Origin of the sequence: Sphingomonas pseudosanguinis (genome assembly GCF_052056765.1) — a bacterium.
Taxonomy (GTDB): domain Bacteria; phylum Pseudomonadota; class Alphaproteobacteria; order Sphingomonadales; family Sphingomonadaceae; genus Sphingomonas; species Sphingomonas pseudosanguinis.
The window spans coordinates 3,338,185-3,353,738 of sequence record NZ_CP189888.1; the positions used below are offsets into that span (position 1 = coordinate 3,338,185).

13 protein-coding genes and 1 pseudogene are annotated in these 15,554 nt (G+C 68.1%); 4 read left to right on the forward strand and 10 right to left on the reverse strand.

Annotated features, from left to right (window positions below):
• Window positions 1–9 precede the first annotated feature (9 nt).
• A complete protein-coding gene (locus ACQHGV_RS15285; RefSeq protein WP_440978821.1) occupies window positions 10–1,035 on the reverse strand; it encodes a DUF1176 domain-containing protein in 1,026 nt (341 codons plus the stop codon).
• Window positions 1,036–1,114: 79 nt separating this feature from the next.
• On the opposite strand from ACQHGV_RS15285, the gene ACQHGV_RS15290 reads away from it, so the two are divergent.
• On the forward strand, window positions 1,115–1,984 hold the full coding sequence (locus ACQHGV_RS15290) for a 3-hydroxybutyryl-CoA dehydrogenase (protein ID WP_440980221.1): 870 nt from the start codon (window positions 1,115–1,117) through the stop codon (window positions 1,982–1,984).
• A 27-nt stretch (window positions 1,985–2,011) separates the two neighbouring features.
• On the opposite strand, the gene ACQHGV_RS15295 is transcribed toward ACQHGV_RS15290, so the two are convergent.
• From ACQHGV_RS15295 to mgtE, 3 genes and pseudogenes are all read right to left on the reverse strand, one after another.
• The gene (locus tag ACQHGV_RS15295; RefSeq protein ID WP_409790265.1) at window positions 2,012–2,158 is read right to left on the reverse strand and encodes a hypothetical protein; all 147 of its coding nucleotides are present in this window, start codon (window positions 2,156–2,158) and stop codon (window positions 2,012–2,014) included.
• 381 nt (window positions 2,159–2,539) lie between these two features.
• A complete protein-coding gene (locus tag ACQHGV_RS15300) occupies window positions 2,540–3,799 on the reverse strand; it encodes a NupC/NupG family nucleoside CNT transporter (protein ID WP_183952590.1) in 1,260 nt (419 codons plus the stop codon).
• Window positions 3,800–4,039: 240 nt separating this feature from the next.
• Window positions 4,040–5,439, reverse strand: a pseudogene (gene mgtE, locus ACQHGV_RS15305) (magnesium transporter).
• Between the two features lie 132 nt (window positions 5,440–5,571).
• Between mgtE and ACQHGV_RS15310 the strand changes: the two are divergent.
• Entirely contained in the window at window positions 5,572–6,027 is a 456-nt protein-coding gene (locus ACQHGV_RS15310; RefSeq protein ID WP_056436311.1) for a peptidylprolyl isomerase, read from the forward strand.
• 215 nt (window positions 6,028–6,242) lie between these two features.
• Here the strand turns inward: ACQHGV_RS15310 and ACQHGV_RS15315 are convergent, their stop codons facing one another.
• Window positions 6,243–7,025 carry a crotonase/enoyl-CoA hydratase family protein gene (locus ACQHGV_RS15315; protein ID WP_440980222.1) on the reverse strand — a complete coding sequence of 261 codons (783 nt, stop codon included), beginning with the start codon at window positions 7,023–7,025 and terminating at the stop codon, window positions 6,243–6,245.
• A gap of 61 nt (window positions 7,026–7,086) precedes the next feature.
• Between ACQHGV_RS15315 and ACQHGV_RS15320 the strand changes: the two genes are divergently transcribed.
• A complete protein-coding gene (locus ACQHGV_RS15320) occupies window positions 7,087–7,497 on the forward strand; it encodes a PaaI family thioesterase (RefSeq protein WP_244954866.1) in 411 nt (136 codons plus the stop codon).
• Window positions 7,494–7,910: a PaaI family thioesterase gene (locus tag ACQHGV_RS15325; RefSeq protein WP_240456191.1), complete on the forward strand. Its 417-nt coding sequence runs from the start codon at window positions 7,494–7,496 to the stop codon at window positions 7,908–7,910. The genes ACQHGV_RS15320 and ACQHGV_RS15325 overlap by 4 nt, the downstream gene beginning before the upstream one ends.
• A gap of 109 nt (window positions 7,911–8,019) precedes the next feature.
• On the opposite strand, the gene ACQHGV_RS15330 is transcribed toward ACQHGV_RS15325, so the two are convergent.
• The 5 genes from ACQHGV_RS15330 to ACQHGV_RS15350 form a co-directional block, all read right to left on the reverse strand.
• Complete coding sequence (locus ACQHGV_RS15330; protein WP_440978822.1) at window positions 8,020–8,814, reverse strand: SGNH/GDSL hydrolase family protein; 795 nt, start codon at window positions 8,812–8,814, stop codon at window positions 8,020–8,022.
• On the reverse strand, window positions 8,811–12,212 hold the full coding sequence (locus ACQHGV_RS15335; protein ID WP_440978823.1) for a glycosyl hydrolase 2 galactose-binding domain-containing protein: 3,402 nt from the start codon (window positions 12,210–12,212) through the stop codon (window positions 8,811–8,813). Before ACQHGV_RS15335 ends, ACQHGV_RS15330 begins: the two co-directional genes overlap by 4 nt.
• 243 nt (window positions 12,213–12,455) lie before the next feature.
• On the reverse strand, window positions 12,456–13,703 hold the full coding sequence (locus tag ACQHGV_RS15340; RefSeq protein WP_440978824.1) for an adenosylmethionine--8-amino-7-oxononanoate transaminase: 1,248 nt from the start codon (window positions 13,701–13,703) through the stop codon (window positions 12,456–12,458).
• Window positions 13,700–14,320 carry a dethiobiotin synthase gene (gene bioD / locus ACQHGV_RS15345; protein ID WP_440978825.1) on the reverse strand — a complete coding sequence of 207 codons (621 nt, stop codon included), beginning with the start codon at window positions 14,318–14,320 and terminating at the stop codon, window positions 13,700–13,702. Before bioD ends, ACQHGV_RS15340 begins: the two co-directional genes overlap by 4 nt.
• A complete protein-coding gene (locus tag ACQHGV_RS15350; RefSeq protein ID WP_440978826.1) occupies window positions 14,317–15,426 on the reverse strand; it encodes an 8-amino-7-oxononanoate synthase in 1,110 nt (369 codons plus the stop codon). The genes bioD and ACQHGV_RS15350 overlap by 4 nt, the downstream gene beginning before the upstream one ends.
• Window positions 15,427–15,554: the final 128 nt, after the last annotated feature.

Below are 15,554 nucleotides of genomic sequence, written 5' to 3' on the forward strand. Positions count from 1 at the left end.
TGAAACGTCTCAGCGCGCGGGGGCCGGAACGACACGGGTGCGCCACACGCCGAGCGTATCGATCGCCCCGCGACACTCGGTCATCCTGGCCGCGGACAGCAGCCGGAACCGCGTCCCGTCCCAGCCATATTGCGCGGCGTCGCCACAATCGCCCAGCCCGCGCCCCTTGGCCCAGCTCGACAGCCGGCCGTCGCGCGACCAGTCGGTGTTGACCAGCACCTGGGGCTGGCCGGCGGGCTTGGGTTCGCCAAAGGCGAAGGCATAGTCGAAGGCGGCGGGGGTCAGTCGCCCGTCACGCCAGATCAGCGGCTGGACGATATAGTTATAGGCTCCCGCACCGCAGGACAGCAGTACCAGCGTCGAACGCGCATCGAGACGGTAGGCGTCGGCGCTGACCGGACTGCCGTCATCGGTCGCACAGCCATATTGCCGCCGCGCCGCGTTGATCGCCGCGCCGGGTATCGCCGGGGCGGCCTTCCCCGGCGGCGTCACCACCCGCACCAACGGCAGCGACGGCGGGGTCGCGCGATAACGTGCCGCCCCCCTGGCGACCAGCGCGGTGGTCGTGCCCGCACGCTTTTGGCGATCGTCCATATAGCGCAGCGCCGCCGCCGCACCGCGCAGCGACAAGGGATGCGCGGTCGGCGTCAGGATCGCGGCCTTGCGTCCGCGTGCCAGCGCGCTGACCAGCGCCTTGGCGGGTGCGCCCTGCCACGTCCCTTCGACCTGGCGGGTCAGCGGCGTGGAGGCGACGGCGCGACCATCGACGCGCACCGTGGCGCGCGGCGCCTTGCCGGTCATGTCGGCGACCCGCACCGACAGCGCGCCATGCTCATCGCGGCGCACGAGCAGGCCCGCATCCTGCAACGCGCTGTCCTCCGACGCCAGCGATGCCGCCTCGCAGCGCCCGCCATTGTCGCACGCGACGATCCAGTCCTGAAAGACGCGCGGCCTGGCCGGCACCGGATCACCCGGCGCAGCCATGGCCGGCGAGGCGGCAACCAGGATCAGCGGGGCCAGACGCATCGGGTTCATGCGTCCCTCAACCCGCTTGCTGGCGGTGGCGTTCCGAAACGGATAGGGCATGCGGCAAAACCATAAGGAGAGTTTCGCGATGAAGTCAGTGGGCGTGATCGGGGCGGGGCAGATGGGCGCGGGCATTGCGCAAGTCTCGGCGGCGGCGGGCTATCAGGTCAAGCTGGCCGATGTCTCGGCGGAACGGGCCGAGGCGGGCAAGGCGGGAATCGCCAAGGCGCTCGACCGGCTGGTGACCAAGGAAAAGATGACGCGGCAAGACGCCGACGCGCTGCTCGGCCGGATCGAACCGGTCGGCAGCCTGTCCGCCATGACCGATTGCGAACTGGTGATCGAGGCGGCGACCGAGCGCGAGGCCATCAAGCGCGCGATCTTCGAGGAGGTCGGCAAGGTGATGTCGGACACCGCGATCCTGGCGACCAACACCTCGTCCATCCCGATCACCCGGCTGGCGCAGGCGGCGCCCGATGCGGGGCGCTTCGTCGGCGTGCACTTCTTCAACCCCGTGCCGGTCATGGGGCTGATCGAGCTGATCCGCGGCCTCGCCACTGCCGACGAGACGGTCGCCCGGGTCGAGGGCTTCGCGCAGGAGCTGGGCAAGCGCGTGGTCCATGCCAATGACGCGCCGGGCTTCATCGTCAACCGCGTGCTGATGCCGATGATCAACGAGGCGATCTTCGCGCTGGGCGAGGGCGTGGCGACGATCCCCGACATCGATGCGGCATGCCAGCTGGGGCTGAACCATCCGATGGGGCCGCTGACGCTCGCCGACTTCATCGGTCTCGACACCTGTCTGGAGATCACGCGTGTGCTGTTCGAGGGGACGGGCGACCCCAAGTTCCGCCCCGCCCCGCTGCTGATCAAATATGTCGAGGCGGGCTGGTATGGCCGCAAGACCAGGCGCGGCTTCTACGATTATACCGGTGCGGAGCCGGTGCCGACGCGCTGACCCCGTTCGGCCGTACCCGCCCCTCCGTCAGGCCGAGGGGCGGGTACGGCGCACCGGCTGCGGCCGGCTGGTCGCGACGGCGCGGAGCAGCCGGGCGCGCTCACGCGGCACGCTGGCCATCACATCGGCTAGGGACTGGGCGCGGACATGCGCGCGGAACATCATGCGGGTCATGGCGGACCTCCTTCGGGTTCGTGGTTCGAGCCCGGCGGAAGGTCGGCGAGGAACGGCGTTAGCGGGCCGACATCGTCGACCCCGTCAGGCCCGTCAGACGGTCGGCGGGATAGTGGACGCGAGTGCGTCTACTGTCCTCGTCGCCGGACAAGGGACTAGATCGGGGCATTGTGATCCTAAGCGTGAGTCGGCGCTCACGGCCGACAGGGGGCGCCATAACGCGCTGGTGATGGGGATCAACCCCAAACTCCTCCCCGGCACGGGGAGGGGGGACCGGCCGCAGGCTGGTGGAGGGGGCGGGCCGCAACGGGTGTCTCGTGTGGAAGCCCCCCGTCAGGCCTTCGGCCTGCCACCGCCCCTTGCAGGGGAGGAATGAGCGGGTCAGCCGATCAGCAGGCCCGCCAGCGCCGCCGACATCAGGTTGGCCAGGCTCCCGGCGATCAGCGCGCGGATGCCCAGGCGCGCGATGGTCGGGCGCTGGTTGGGGGCGAGGCTCCCGGTAACGGCCATCTGGATCGCGATCGACGAGAAATTGGCGAAACCGCACAAAGCGAAGGTGACGACCGCGACGGTGCGCGGCGAGAGCTGCGCGGCCTGCTTGCCCAGATCGATATAGGCGACGAACTCGTTAAGCACGATTTTCTCGCCGAACAGTCCGCCGGCAATACCCGCTTCCTTCCACGGCACGTTGAGCAGCGCCATGATCGGCTGGAAGACATAGCCCAGCAGCGCCTGGAAGCTCAGCCCCGGCAGGCCGACCAGATTGCCCAAGCTGCCGAGCAGGCCGTTGGCCAGTGCGACGAGCGCGACGAAGGCCAGCACCATCGCACCGACCGCGACCGCCAGCTTCACGCCGGTCTGTGCGCCTTGGGCGGCCGCCATGATGATGTTGGCGGGCTTTTCCTCGTCATGGGTGGCCTCGGCCAGTGCGATCTTCTCGTCCTCGATCACGTCGCCCAGCGGCAGCTGCCCGGCGGGCGGCTCCATCCGGTCGGGCATGATGATCTTGGCCATCAATATGCCGCCCGGCGCCGCCATGAAGCTGGCCGCGAGCAGATATTCGATCGAGATGCCCATCGACGCATAGGCCGCCAGGATCGTGCCCGCGACGCCCGCCATGCCGCTGGTCATCACGGTGAACAGCTGCGCCGGGGTCAGTCCCGCCAGATAGGGGCGGATGACGAGCGGCGATTCGGACTGGCCGACGAACACATTCGCGGCGGCGCAGAGCGATTCGACCTTGGACACGCCGATCACCTTCTCGATCGCACCACCCAGCCAGCGCACCACCAACTGCATGATCCCCAGATAATAGAGGATCGAGACGAGGGCGGCGAAGAAGATGATGACCGGCAGCGCCTGGATCGCGAAGTTGCGGCCCAGCGGATCGGACGCCAGCGCGCCGAACAGGAACTTGGTCCCCTCATTGGCATAGCCGAGCAGCCCGGCGACCCCGGCGGACAGGGTCTGGAGCACCTTCTTGCCCCAGGGGACGTAAAGGACCAGCACCGCGATCCCCGCCTGCAGCGCGAAGGCCGCGCCGACGACGCGCAGCCGGATGGCGCGGCGATCGGTGGACAGGGCGACCGCGATCGCCAGAATGACAAGAATACCGGCGATACCGATGGCAAAACGATTCATGCGCGCTGCTTAACTATCCGCGTTGACGGGTGGTGACATGACGCGGCCCCCCGGCTGCGCGGGGGTGCATCATAAGCATGGCGCGGGAGGACCGCTATAGTTTTGATTGGGTGAAAAATTCCTCCCCTGCAAGGGGAGGTGGCAGGGCGAAGCCCTGACGGAGGGGTGTCGCCCTCTCGATAGCGGGACACCCCTCCGACGCGCTGAGCGCGCCACCTCCCCTTGCAGGGGAGGAATGGTTCAGCCCGTCAGCCCCGCTGCCGTGGCCAGTCCCAGAAACGCCAGGAAGCCGATCGAATCGGTCGTCATCGTCACGAACACCGACGACGCCACCGCCGGGTCGGCATCGAAGCGGTCGAGCGTTACCGGCACCAGCACCCCCGCCAGCCCGGCGACCAGGATGTTGGTCATCATCGCCGCCGCGATCACCAGCCCGAGCGCGGGATTGCCGAAGACCAGGCTGACGCCCACCCCGATCACCGCCGCCACGGTCACGCCGTTCATCATCGCCACGCGAATCTCGCGCATGATCGCGCGCGCGGTGTTGGACTGGGTCAGCTGGTTGGTGGCCAGCGCGCGCACCGTCACCGCCAGCGTCTGCGTCCCCGCATTGCCGCCGACACCCGCCACGATCGGCATGAGGGTGGCGAGTGCCACCATCCGCGCGATCGTCCCTTCGAACGCCGCGATCACCGAGGAGGCGACCATCGCGGTGATCAGGTTGGCGAGCAGCCAGCGCACACGGCTCTTGTAACTGTCGAGGATCGGCTCGTTGATGTCGCCCTCGCCCGCCCCCGACAGGCGCAGCACGTCCTCGCCCGCCTCCTGCTGGATGATGTGGACGATGTCGTCGACGGTGATCATGCCGACCAGCCGTCCGCTGCCATCGACCACGGCGGCCGAGATCAGCGCATATTTCTGGAAGCGCAGCGCGACCTCTTCCTGGGGATCAGCGTCTGTTCGCGCTTCATCACGTCGCCGATCGCGATCCCGCCGGGCGCGCGCAAGATCCAGGATAGCTGGCAGGTCCCGATCGGGCGGTGGCCGGGATCGACGACGAAGATTTCCCAGAAGTCGGTGGTCAGTTCCTCGTCGCCGCGCAGGAACTCGATCGTCTCGGCCACCGTCCAATGCTCGGGCACCGCGATCAGCTCGCGCTGCATCAGGCGGCCGGCGGACTCCTCGGGGAAGGACAAAGCCTCCTCGATCGCGGCGCGGTCGTCGGGGTCGAGCGCGCGCAGCACCGCGCGCTGCTCGTCCTCGTCCATATCCTCGATGATCGCGACCGCGTCGTCGGTATCGAGTTCGGACGCGATGTCGGCGACTTCGTGCGGTTCGAGCGCCTGGATCAGCTGCTCGCGCACATAGTCGTTCATTTCGGCGAAGACGTCGCCGTTCAGCAGGTCGGCGACCGCGCGCGCCAGATTGACGCGCTCCTCGTCGCCGACCAGCTCGAACAGGTCGGCGATGTCGGCGGGATGAAGCGGCTCGACCAGCGCGCGGGCACCCTCATCGTCGCCCGCCTCCAGCGCGTCGAGCACGGCCGTCACATATTCGGGCTTCAGCCGGTCGTCCTCGTCCAGCTGGGTCTCGGGCGGCAGGGCGTCGGTTTCGAGTTCGGGGAGTTCGGTGTCGCTGATCTCGGCCTCCCTCGCTGGACCATGCCGGAATTGGTACATGAACGCGGTGTCACGCCTCTATCGCGAGGCGTCTGCATTTGCCAGCGGGCACGGGAATGCCTACCTGCGGCACATCAACCAAGGAAGACCCTTATGGCCGAGACTTTTTCCAAGCTGACCCTGACGCTCGAGAGCGGCGATGTCGTGATCACGCTGCGCCCCGACCTGGCGCCCGAGCATGTCGCGCGCATCGGTGGCCTCGCCAATGAAGGCTTTTACGACGGCGTCGTGTTCCACCGCGTGATCCCCGGCTTCATGGCGCAGGGCGGCGACCCCACGGGCACCGGCATGTCGGGTTCGGACAAGCCGAATTTGAAGCAGGAGTTCAACGCCGAGCCGCACGTACGCGGCACCTGCTCGATGGCGCGGACCAACGATCCGAACTCGGCCAATTCGCAGTTCTTCATCTGCTTCGACGACGCGCGCTTCCTCGACCGTCAGTACACGGTCTGGGGCCAGGTCGAGAGCGGCATGGAACATGTCGACGCGCTGCCCAAGGGCGAGCCGCCCCGCAATCCGGGCAAGATTTTGAAGGCGACCGCGGAGTAATTTTCGCGAGCCGGATGGAAAGGGGGGGAGTCTCGCAAGAGGCTCCCCCCTTTTTGTTTGGCCCTACTCCCAGCCAAGCAACACGCCCCTCCCGCAGGCGGGAGGGGATGGGGGAGGGAACGCCACGTGCGACAGTCTCTATGAGACCCCCTACCCTCCCCAACCCCTCCCGCCTGCGGGAGGGGCTATCGTGTGGGGAGAGGTCACGCGCCCACTCAAACGTCGCGAAACATGGGCCGCCGCCGTTCCATATTCGCGCGCACTGCCTCGCGGTGGTTCGCGCCCTGCATCAGCGCCACCTGCTCGGCGCTCTCCATCGCCAGCATCTCCTCCGGCGCGCACCCCATCGCCCCGAACAGCCGCTTGGCGCTCCTCACCGCATCGGGGCTGCGCTCGGCGATTCTGGCGGCCAGCGCCAGCGCCTCAGCACGCGGGTCCTCGACCAGCCGCGTCACGAACCCCGCCGCCTGCGCCTCGGCCGCATCGAACTCGCGCGCGGTATAGACCCATTCGCGCAACACATCCTCGCGTACCCCGTGCCACAGCGCGAAGCCGCCCATGTCGGGGACGATCCCCCAATGCACCTCGCGAATCGCGAACCGGGTGGCGGGATGGGCCAGCCTTATGTCGGCGCCCGCCATGATCTGCGTGCCTCCACCGAACACGACACCGTGAACCGCCGCGATCACCGGCACCGGCAGGGTGCGCCAGCCCCAGGCGACCTGCTGCACCAGATTGGCCGGGCCATGGGCCCGCGTCGACAGGTCCAGCCCCGCCAGATCGCCCTCCGCCATCGCCGCCATGTCGAGTCCGGAGCAGAAACCATCCCCCTCGCCCGACAGCACCACCACGCGCAGGTCCGTCCGCGCGGCCAGCGTATCAATCGCACCGGCCAGCGCATCGAACATCGCGCGATCGATCGCGTTCAGCTTCTCCCCGCGCGCCAGCCGGACATCGGCGACGCCGTCCGTCATCTCGATCGTCACCCGGTCCTGCACCATCGCTCTCCTTTTGCGCTTGTCGCATGCTGGTGTAGACCATCGCCTTATGGGGTTCGATATGGAACGCTTCGTCGCGATGGGTGGCCTGGGCGGCGGGCATGGACGGCATCTGGGCATCGGCTACCGCGCGCATGGCGAGGACTGGGCCGAGCTGGCGCTGCCCTATGACGCGCGGCTGATCGGCGATCCGGCGAGCGGGGTCATCGCCTCCGGCCCGATCGTCGCGATGATGGACATGGCGACCAGCGTCGCGGTCTGGTTGAAGCGGGGCAAGTTCGAGGCACATGTGACGCTCGACCTGCGGGTCGATTATCTCCGCCCCGCCGTGCCCGACCGCACGGTGATCGGGCGCGGCGAATGTTACCGGCTGACGCGCAGCATCGCCTTTGTCCGGGGCATCGCGCATGACGGCGACCCCGACGATCCGGTCGCGCATGTCGCAGGTACTTTCATCGGCATGGCCGCATGAGCGCGCCCCGGACCGCCATCGGGCAGGCGATGGAGCTGCCGCCCTATGCCGAATGGCTCGGCTGTTCGATCGATTGGGTCGAGGGTGATCCGCACCTCGTCATGCCGTTCGGCGAGCATGTGATGGGCTGGCCGGGGCTGCTGCAGGGTGGCGCGATCGCCGGGCTGCTGGAGGTCGCCGGCATCGCCGCGCTGACCCACCGGCTGGCGGGTAACGGCACGGCGCGGATCAAGCCGGTGACGATCACCACCAACTATCTGCGCACCGGGCGTGACCGGCATCCGACACGCGCGGTCGGCACCATCCTGCGGCTCGGCCAGCGGACCGCCAATGTCGAGGCGGTCGCCTGGCAGGAGGATCGCGACAATCCGATCGCGACCGCCCGGCTGAACTACCGCATCCTGCGTGGATAGGCTGCCCTCATTCCTCCCCTGCAAGGGGAGGGGGACCATGCGAAACATGGTGGAGGGGTGTCCCCGGTAGTTATATTTGGCCCTGAGCTGCCACCGGGACACCCCTCCGTCAGGCCTTTGGCCTGCCACCTCCCCTTCCAGGGGAGGAATGAGAGAATGCCGATCGGGGCTGAGGCTTGGCCAAGGCCTGCTTGATCGCGGCATCGGCGATCGGCGCCATCGCGGCATAGCCCGCCGCATTGGGATGCACCCCGTCGGTGCCGTAAGCGGGGTTCAGCGCGTCGCCGACATGTAAGGCAGACCAGTAATCGGCATAGGTCACGCCCACCCGCTTGGCATAGTCCTTCAACCACGCGTTCAGCGTCGCGATGCGCGGCGCGGTGGCGAGGCCCGGCTTCCACTCGAAATGATCGGCGGGCGGGATCGAGGCCAGGATGACGCGGATGCCGTTAGCTTGGGCCAGCTCGACCATCGACATGATGTTGCCCTCGACCTGCGCATCGGTCGTCGGGCCGGTATTGCCCGCAATATCGTTGGTGCCAGCCATGATCTGCACCACTGCCGGCTTCAGGTCGATCACGTCCTGGCGGAAGCGCAGCAGCATCTGCGAGGTCGTCTGCCCACTGATCCCGCGCCCGATGCGGCCGGGCACGAAGAATTGCGGCATCTTGCCGACCCAGCCCTCGGTGATCGAATCGCCCATGAAGACCACGCGCGGCTGCCCCGCCACGGGTGCCGCCAGCTTCGCATTATCGTCGCGGTAGCGCGCCAGATAGGCGAAGTCGTTATGCAGCCGCTCCTCCCATTCGCGGGTCCAGCGCTGTGCATCCGTCTCCTTCTGCTGCGCGGCGGCGGGCGTGGCGAGAGTCAGCGCAATGAGCGCGGCCAGGACCAGCCGGCTCACGGGCGCAGCTCGGTGCCGGTCGCGGTGACGTTCCAGCCGCGAAGCGCGACCATCAGCTTGTCCGCCTTGGCGCTGGGATAGCGAATCTCGATCACGCGGGTCTCTCCGGGCAGCAGGGTGACGTAATTGTCGCTGAAATAGGCGGGCAGGATCTGGGTGCCGTCGGCGTTGACGAGCGTCAGCTTGGTCTCGATCGCGGGCACCGCGCCGTTGTTGGTCAGCGTCACGCTCGCCAGCGCCTCCTCACCCTGTGCTTGCATCGTTGCGCTCGCGGTGACGTTTGCCGCGCCCATGCCGGTCAGCGCGCGGTAGCCGGCATCGTCGGCCGCCTGCCAATAGCTGTTGGTCGACAGCAGCTGCCCGCCCGCGTCGGTCGCCTCCAGCCGGACCAGAACCGCACCGCGCTTCATCGCATTGGCGAGGTCGAGCGTGAAGACGGGGGTCACCGCCTCGCCATTGGCCGCCAGCTTGGCCTCCTGCTCGCCCTCGCTGCGCCCGTCGAGCCCGACGATCTTCGCGCGGACCTGCACGCCCTTCAGCGCATCACGGGTGTTGTTGACCAGCACGACGCGGTGGTCGGGCAGGTTCATCTGGACATGGACCGGCTCGGCGGCCTTCTTCACGCCGTAGAAGGCGGCATGGGTGTCATAGTCGGACGAGAAGATCTGCCACGCAGAGGACGGCCAGGCGGGTTGCGTCATCCACAGCATCCGGCCCGAATTCTCGGTCCACAGGCCCGCATTCATCCCCTCGAAGATGGCGCGGTAGGACTCGTACTCCATCATCTGCGCCTTGCGCTCGAAGTCCTCCAGCCCGGTGGCGGGGCCGAAGCGGCGTTCGAGCACATCCATATAGGTCTTCACCGCGCCGTTCCCGGTCTGGTGCCAGTCATGATAGGCCCAGACATCGCCGATCGGCCAGCGATCCGCCTCGGCCGGGATGGTTCGCTTCCAGGATTCCAGGGTGGGGAGCGAGGGTGTGCCGACCTCGACCGAGAAGCCCTTGGCGTGCGTCGTGAAATACTCGACCGGCGGCCGCCAGTTATAGGGGCCCGAGCCTTGCAGGTTCACCGCATTGGACGAGGGCATGTAGAGCCGCGTTCCGTCCTCGGCGCGCAGAAGGGTGTCGAGCCCGGTGTTGAGGATCGGCTGGGGCACGCCCTCGTTCCGGCCGAACCAGGCGACGATCGAGGGATGGTTGCGATAGCGGCGCACCACGTCCGCAGCGTTGGCGAGGAACAACTGCGGGTCCTCGGCCTCCATATTGTAATCCTGGGTCGACTCCCAGAAATCGGACAGGACCATCAGGCCGTACTCGTCGGCCAGGTCGAAGAAACTCTCTTCGGTATTCTGCCCCACCCAGTTGCGGATGATGTTCAGATGCGCGTCGCGGTGCAGGCGGAAGAACGGCTCCAGATGCGCGCGGTCGACGCGCTTCATGAAATCGTCCATGCCGATATTGCCACCGCGCGCCGCGATGCGGACGCCGTTGACGCGCAGCACGAGATAGGGGGCGAGGCGCGGATCATCGGTCAGCTTGGCGACCGCCGCCGACTGGTCGCCGCCCGGCGTGAAGCTCATCGCCCAGCCATTCGCCGTCTTGCGGATGCCCTTGTGGCTGGTGTCCACCACCTTCGGCCCGCCGCGCACGCGGTTGAGGTCCAGCGTCACCCGCTCCAGATCGCCGTCATCGTCGAACAGCGACAGATCATAGGTCACCTGCCGCATGCCGAAGCGAAGCGCCTTGCTGTCCGACAGCGCACCGTCGACCGCCGCCGTCAGCGCCAGATCGTGCAGCGCGGGGTCGCCATAACCATTGGGCCACCACAGACGCGGGTTCTTGACCGACAGCTGCGGAAACTCGCTCGGCGACAGGACGGCGCGAACCGTCTGGCCGGGCGCCACCGTCACCGGCTTTTCGACGACGACATCGTCGAACACCGCACGCACCGTCGTCGTCACCGGCGCCTGGCCGTTATTGGTGACGGGCACCGCGATCTCGACATCGGCGACCGAATTGTCGGGCTTGGGCAGCGTCGTGACCACCTGCGGGTCGCCAATGACCGCCGGGCCGGTCGCGGCCAGCGTCACGCCCTGCCACAGCCCGGTATTGCGATCGCGGACGGACGGGATCCAGTCCCACCCCTCGGTCGCGACGAAGGTCGGGCCGTCCATCATCTGGACGCCGCCATTCTCGCCGACGCCCGCCGTCATCGACTCCTCATGCGCGAGGCCGGGATGCGGCGGCGGCGAGACGCGCACCGCAATCGCATTGCGCCCGGCGGCCAGCGTCACGGGGAAGCGGCCGCGGATGAAGGCGCCCTTCATCGTGCCCATCATCCGGCCATTGACCCAGACTTCGGCCGAATAGTTCACGCCGTTGAAGGTCAGCCACATGGTCCGCCCGGCGGCCTCTGCGGGCGTGTCGAACTCGGTGCGATACCAGTAATCCTGCCGTGCCAGCGTCTCCGGGATCGCCAGATTGTTGAGCCCGACCGCCGGATCGGGATAGACGCCGCGATCGGCCAGCGTGGTCAGCACCGTGCCCGGCACGGTCGCGGCATACCATTTGCTCGCGTCGAAATTGCCCTGCGACAGGTCTGCACCGCCTGGGCCGACCTTGGCCGCCTCGATCAGCCGCCAGCCATTGACCGCCCATTGCCCTGTCGCTGTGGATACCAGCGCGGGGTCTTTGGGCTCGGGCTTGGCGGTGCCGCTGGTCGGGATCGGGGCCTTGGACTGGGGCAATGTCCAGGCGTCCTGCGGCGCGGTCTGCCCCTGCATCTGGCGGGTCTGATAGGGCCAGGTCGGGCTGCCGGTCTGGAGCGCCAGTTTCGCCGGATCGGGTGCCCGCCTGGCGGCGACGCGGATGGCGAGCGGATCGACCGCCTCGCGCACCATGCGGAAGTCGATGACCTTGCCCGCGAAGATCGGCTGATACTCACGCGGGGCCAGCGTCGCGACGCCCGCCACCGGCGCCAGCGTCAGCCCGCGCTGCACCACCTGTCGGCCGTTGACGAACAGCCGCACGACCTTGCCATCATAGCTGGCGGCGATGTGCGTCCATTTGTTGCGATCGGCGTCGCCGCCGCCCTGCACCACGCCCGCCTCGGTGACGAGCGCGGGCTGGCCGTCGACCAGCGCCAGATAGCGGCGCGGGCCGCTGGCGGGATCGCCGAAGCCGCCGATCAGCATCGTCGTGCCCTTGCCCGTCACGCTGCGCGGCTGGACCCAAGCGGACAAAGTCCAGTTGGTTGCGGCCACCGGGGCACGATCGATCGCGCGGGTGTAGGACGCGCCGCCCGGCGGCAGATCGGCGTTGATCGGCCCGAGGGGTTGCCCCGGCGCAGGCGGGCTTGTCTGCGCGGTGGCCGCGAGGCTCCACATCAGCGCCGTCATCGATGCCAGAGCCCCCATCGCTCTTGCCGCCGCCACGCCCATGCCTGCTCCTTTTGAATCGCCGCGGGATAAAGCAAATGAAAAGCCCTAAAGTCAAAGGGCGCGGCATCTGTTCCTCCCCTGGAAGGGGAGGTGGCAGGCCGTCAGGCCTGACGGAGGGGTGTCCTGCTCTCGAAAGGGTTACACCCCTCCGTCACGCTTCGCGCGACACCTCCCCTTCCAGGGGAGGAATACTGAGGGTACCTAACCCCCGAAACGGTCGATCGCCTTGCGGATGCCAGTCCAGACTGTACCGAGTTGTTCCGCCGTGATGGAATAAGGCGGCATCACATAGATGGTATTGCCCATCGGCCGGACGAGCAGATCGGCCTCACGGAAATGCGCCAGCAGCCGGGGCGCTAGGTCGGAGAGATAGTCCTGCCCCGCGCCCAGCTCGAACGCGGCGATGGTGCCGAGCTGGCGGGGACTACGCACCGCGTCCTCATGCGCGATGCCTGCCAGATGCGCCGCCTGACGCTGGGCGAGCGTATCGATGCGGTCCTGCACCGGCTCGTCGCGCCAGATCGCCAGATTGGCCGCCGCCGCCGCGCAGGCGATGGGGTTGGCGGTGTAGCTGGACGAGTGGAAAAACTGTTTCGACCGATCGGTCTGCGACCAGTGCGCCTGAAAGATCGGCTCGGTCGCCAGCGTTACGGCCAAGGGCACTGCGCCGCCGGTCAGCCCCTTGGACAGGCAGAGAATGTCGGGCACCACCCCCGCCTGATCGCAGGCGAACAGCGTGCCGGTGCGCCCCCAGCCGGTCATGATCTCGTCGGCGATGAAGAGGACGCCGTGAGCGGTGCAGATATCGCGCATCGCCGCCAGCGTTTCGGGCGCGTAGAGCAGCATACCGCCTGCCCCCAGCACCAGCGGCTCGACGATGAACGCCGCCGCGCCTGCCCGGCACTCCGCCTCCAGCGCGTCGAGCGTCGCCTGCATGTCGCTGGGAAAGGGGATGGTGCCGACATCGAACAGCAGCGGCGCATAGGCCTGGTTGTACACGCCGCGCGCGCCCACCGACATCGCCCCGATCGTGTCGCCATGATAGCTGTGTTCGAGGACGAGGATGCGGTGGCGCGGCTCGCCCCGGTGGAGCCAATAGCCCAGCGCCATCTTCAGCGCGACCTCGACCGCCGTCGAGCCGGAGTCGGAGAAGAACACCCGCGTCAATTCGGGCGGGGTGATCCGCACCAGCTCGGCGGCGACCTCCTCGGCGGGTTCATGGGTCCAGCCCGCAAAGATGATCTGGTCGAGCTTGCCGGCCTGGGCAGCGATGGCGGCGCTGATGCGCGGATGGTTGTGACCGTGGGTCGTCACCCACCAGCTGGAAATGGCGTCGATCACCTCGCGCCCGTCGACCGTGGTCAGGACGGCGCCGGAGGCGGTGGCGACCTTGGGGATCGGCTCACCCAGACCATGCTGGGTGAAGGGGTGCCAGACGGGCGAGGTCATCGGAAATCCTCGATGTCGAAATTCGCGGCGAACGCCTCCGCCAGTGTCTCGCGATTGAGAACGTCCAGACGCGGCAGGCGGCCGAGCCGCTTCACCCCGGCGATCGCGGTGATGGTCGCCTCGCTGTCCTCGACGCCTTCGCCGACGAATGCGATGCCGAGGATCGGCACCCCGCGCGACCGCAAGGCCTCGATCGACAACAGGCTGTGGTTGATCGTGCCCAGCCCCGTCCGCGCGACCAGTACCACCGGGCGGCCCCAATGCGCGAACAGGTCGGCGAACAGCATCTGCCGGGTAACGGGCACCAGCACCCCGCCCGCCCCCTCTGCGACCAACGGCCCCTCAACCTGCGGCAGCGCCAGTCGCTCGCGATCGATCGTCACGCCATCGATCTCAGCCGCGCGGTGCGGCGAGCAGGGCGTCTTCAACCGATAGGCGGAGGGCAGCACTGGCCGCCCGCTGAGCCGCGCGACCGTCTCGGCATCGCCATGCCCGTCCTCGTCGGTGCCCGCCTGCACCGGTTTCCAATAACTTGCTCCGAGTGCGCCGGTCAGCGCGGCGGAAAAGACGGTTTTGCCGATCTCGGTATCGGTGCCGGTGACGATGATGGCGCTCATGCCAGAACCTCTTGCAATGCGTCGTCGAGCGCGCGGATGTCCGCCGCCTCGACATTCAGGGTGATCGACAGCCGCAGCCGCGCCGCGCCCACCGGCACGGTCGGCGGGCGGATGCCGCGTATGTCGAAACCGCGCGCCTGCAGCGCCTGCGCCGCGCGCATGGTGCGGCCATTATCGTGCAGGATCAGCGGCATGATCGGCGTGCCCCCCGCCAGCGCGCCATGTTTCGCCAGATGCTCGCCCGCCAGCGCGATCCGGTCGTGCAGCGCAGTGCGGCGCTCGGGCTCGTCGGCCAGGATGTGCAGCGCCTCGCGTACCCCGCGCGCCATCAGCGGCGAGGGCGCGGTCGAGAAGATGAAGCCGCGCCCGCGATTGACCAGATAGTCGCGCACGATACGCGGCCCGGCGACCAGCGCCCCTTCGCAGCCCAACGCCTTGCCGCAGGTGTGGAGCGTCACCACCCGCTCGCCGGCGATGCTCAGTCCCTGCCCCCGGTCGCCGAAGACGCCGGTGGCATGCGCCTCGTCGACGATCAGCATGGTGTCGTGGCGCTCGGCCACCGCCATCAGCTCGGCGAGCGGCGCGGTGTCGCCGTCCATCGAATAGAGGCTTTCGACCGCGATCCAGACCGTGCCCTTGCCACCGCCCGCGCGCCACGCCCGGATCGCGTCGTCAAAGGCATTCGCATCGTTATGCGCCGCCGCCACGGAGCCGGCACGCGACAGTTTCATCCCCTCATGCATGCTGGCATGGACCAGCGCGTCATGAACGATCAGGTCGCCGCGTTGCGGCAGCGTCGCCATGATCGCGACATTGGCGGCATAGCCCGAGGAGAAATACAGGCTCGCCTCCGCCCCAAAGAAGGCGGCGGCTTCGGCCTCCAGCGCTTCATGTTCGGGATGATTGCCGCGCAGCAGCCGCGAGCCGCCCGAGCCGACGGGCACCCCCTCTTCGACCGCGCGCGCGATGGCGGCGGCGAGGCGCGGGCTGTTCGCCAGTCCCAGATAATCGTTGGAGGCGAAGTCCTTGCCCGCCATTGGGGCCAGCACCCGCAATCGGTCCCGCGCGGCCAACCGGGCCAGATCGGCGCGATGAAAGTCCAGCATGGGGGCTTCCGTATCGCCGTTAGGGGGTGAGCGGAACCCGGAAAGGTTGGGGATTCCCGTGGCCTTCGACTTCGCTCAGGCTGAGCGCGGTTGGGGAATATGCCCCAAATACAAACCGCCGTTCAGCC

What these genes read in the sequence shown, in the direction of transcription:
- ACQHGV_RS15335 (WP_440978823.1), bottom strand. Translation starts at nt 12,212, where the DNA reads ATGACGGCGCTGATGTGGAGCCTCGCGGCCACCGCGCAGACAAGCCCG.
- ACQHGV_RS15320 (WP_244954866.1), top strand. Translation starts at nt 7,087, where the DNA reads ATGGAACGCTTCGTCGCGATGGGTGGCCTGGGCGGCGGGCATGGACGG.
- ACQHGV_RS15290 (WP_440980221.1), top strand. Translation starts at nt 1,115, where the DNA reads ATGAAGTCAGTGGGCGTGATCGGGGCGGGGCAGATGGGCGCGGGCATT.
- ACQHGV_RS15310 (WP_056436311.1), top strand. Translation starts at nt 5,572, where the DNA reads ATGGCCGAGACTTTTTCCAAGCTGACCCTGACGCTCGAGAGCGGCGAT.
- ACQHGV_RS15350 (WP_440978826.1), bottom strand. Translation starts at nt 15,426, where the DNA reads ATGCTGGACTTTCATCGCGCCGATCTGGCCCGGTTGGCCGCGCGGGAC.
- ACQHGV_RS15295 (WP_409790265.1), bottom strand. Translation starts at nt 2,158, where the DNA reads ATGACCCGCATGATGTTCCGCGCGCATGTCCGCGCCCAGTCCCTAGCC.
- bioD (WP_440978825.1), bottom strand. Translation starts at nt 14,320, where the DNA reads ATGAGCGCCATCATCGTCACCGGCACCGATACCGAGATCGGCAAAACC.
- ACQHGV_RS15300 (WP_183952590.1), bottom strand. Translation starts at nt 3,799, where the DNA reads ATGAATCGTTTTGCCATCGGTATCGCCGGTATTCTTGTCATTCTGGCG.
- ACQHGV_RS15325 (WP_240456191.1), top strand. Translation starts at nt 7,494, where the DNA reads ATGAGCGCGCCCCGGACCGCCATCGGGCAGGCGATGGAGCTGCCGCCC.
- ACQHGV_RS15285 (WP_440978821.1), bottom strand. Translation starts at nt 1,035, where the DNA reads ATGAACCCGATGCGTCTGGCCCCGCTGATCCTGGTTGCCGCCTCGCCG.
- ACQHGV_RS15340 (WP_440978824.1), bottom strand. Translation starts at nt 13,703, where the DNA reads ATGACCTCGCCCGTCTGGCACCCCTTCACCCAGCATGGTCTGGGTGAG.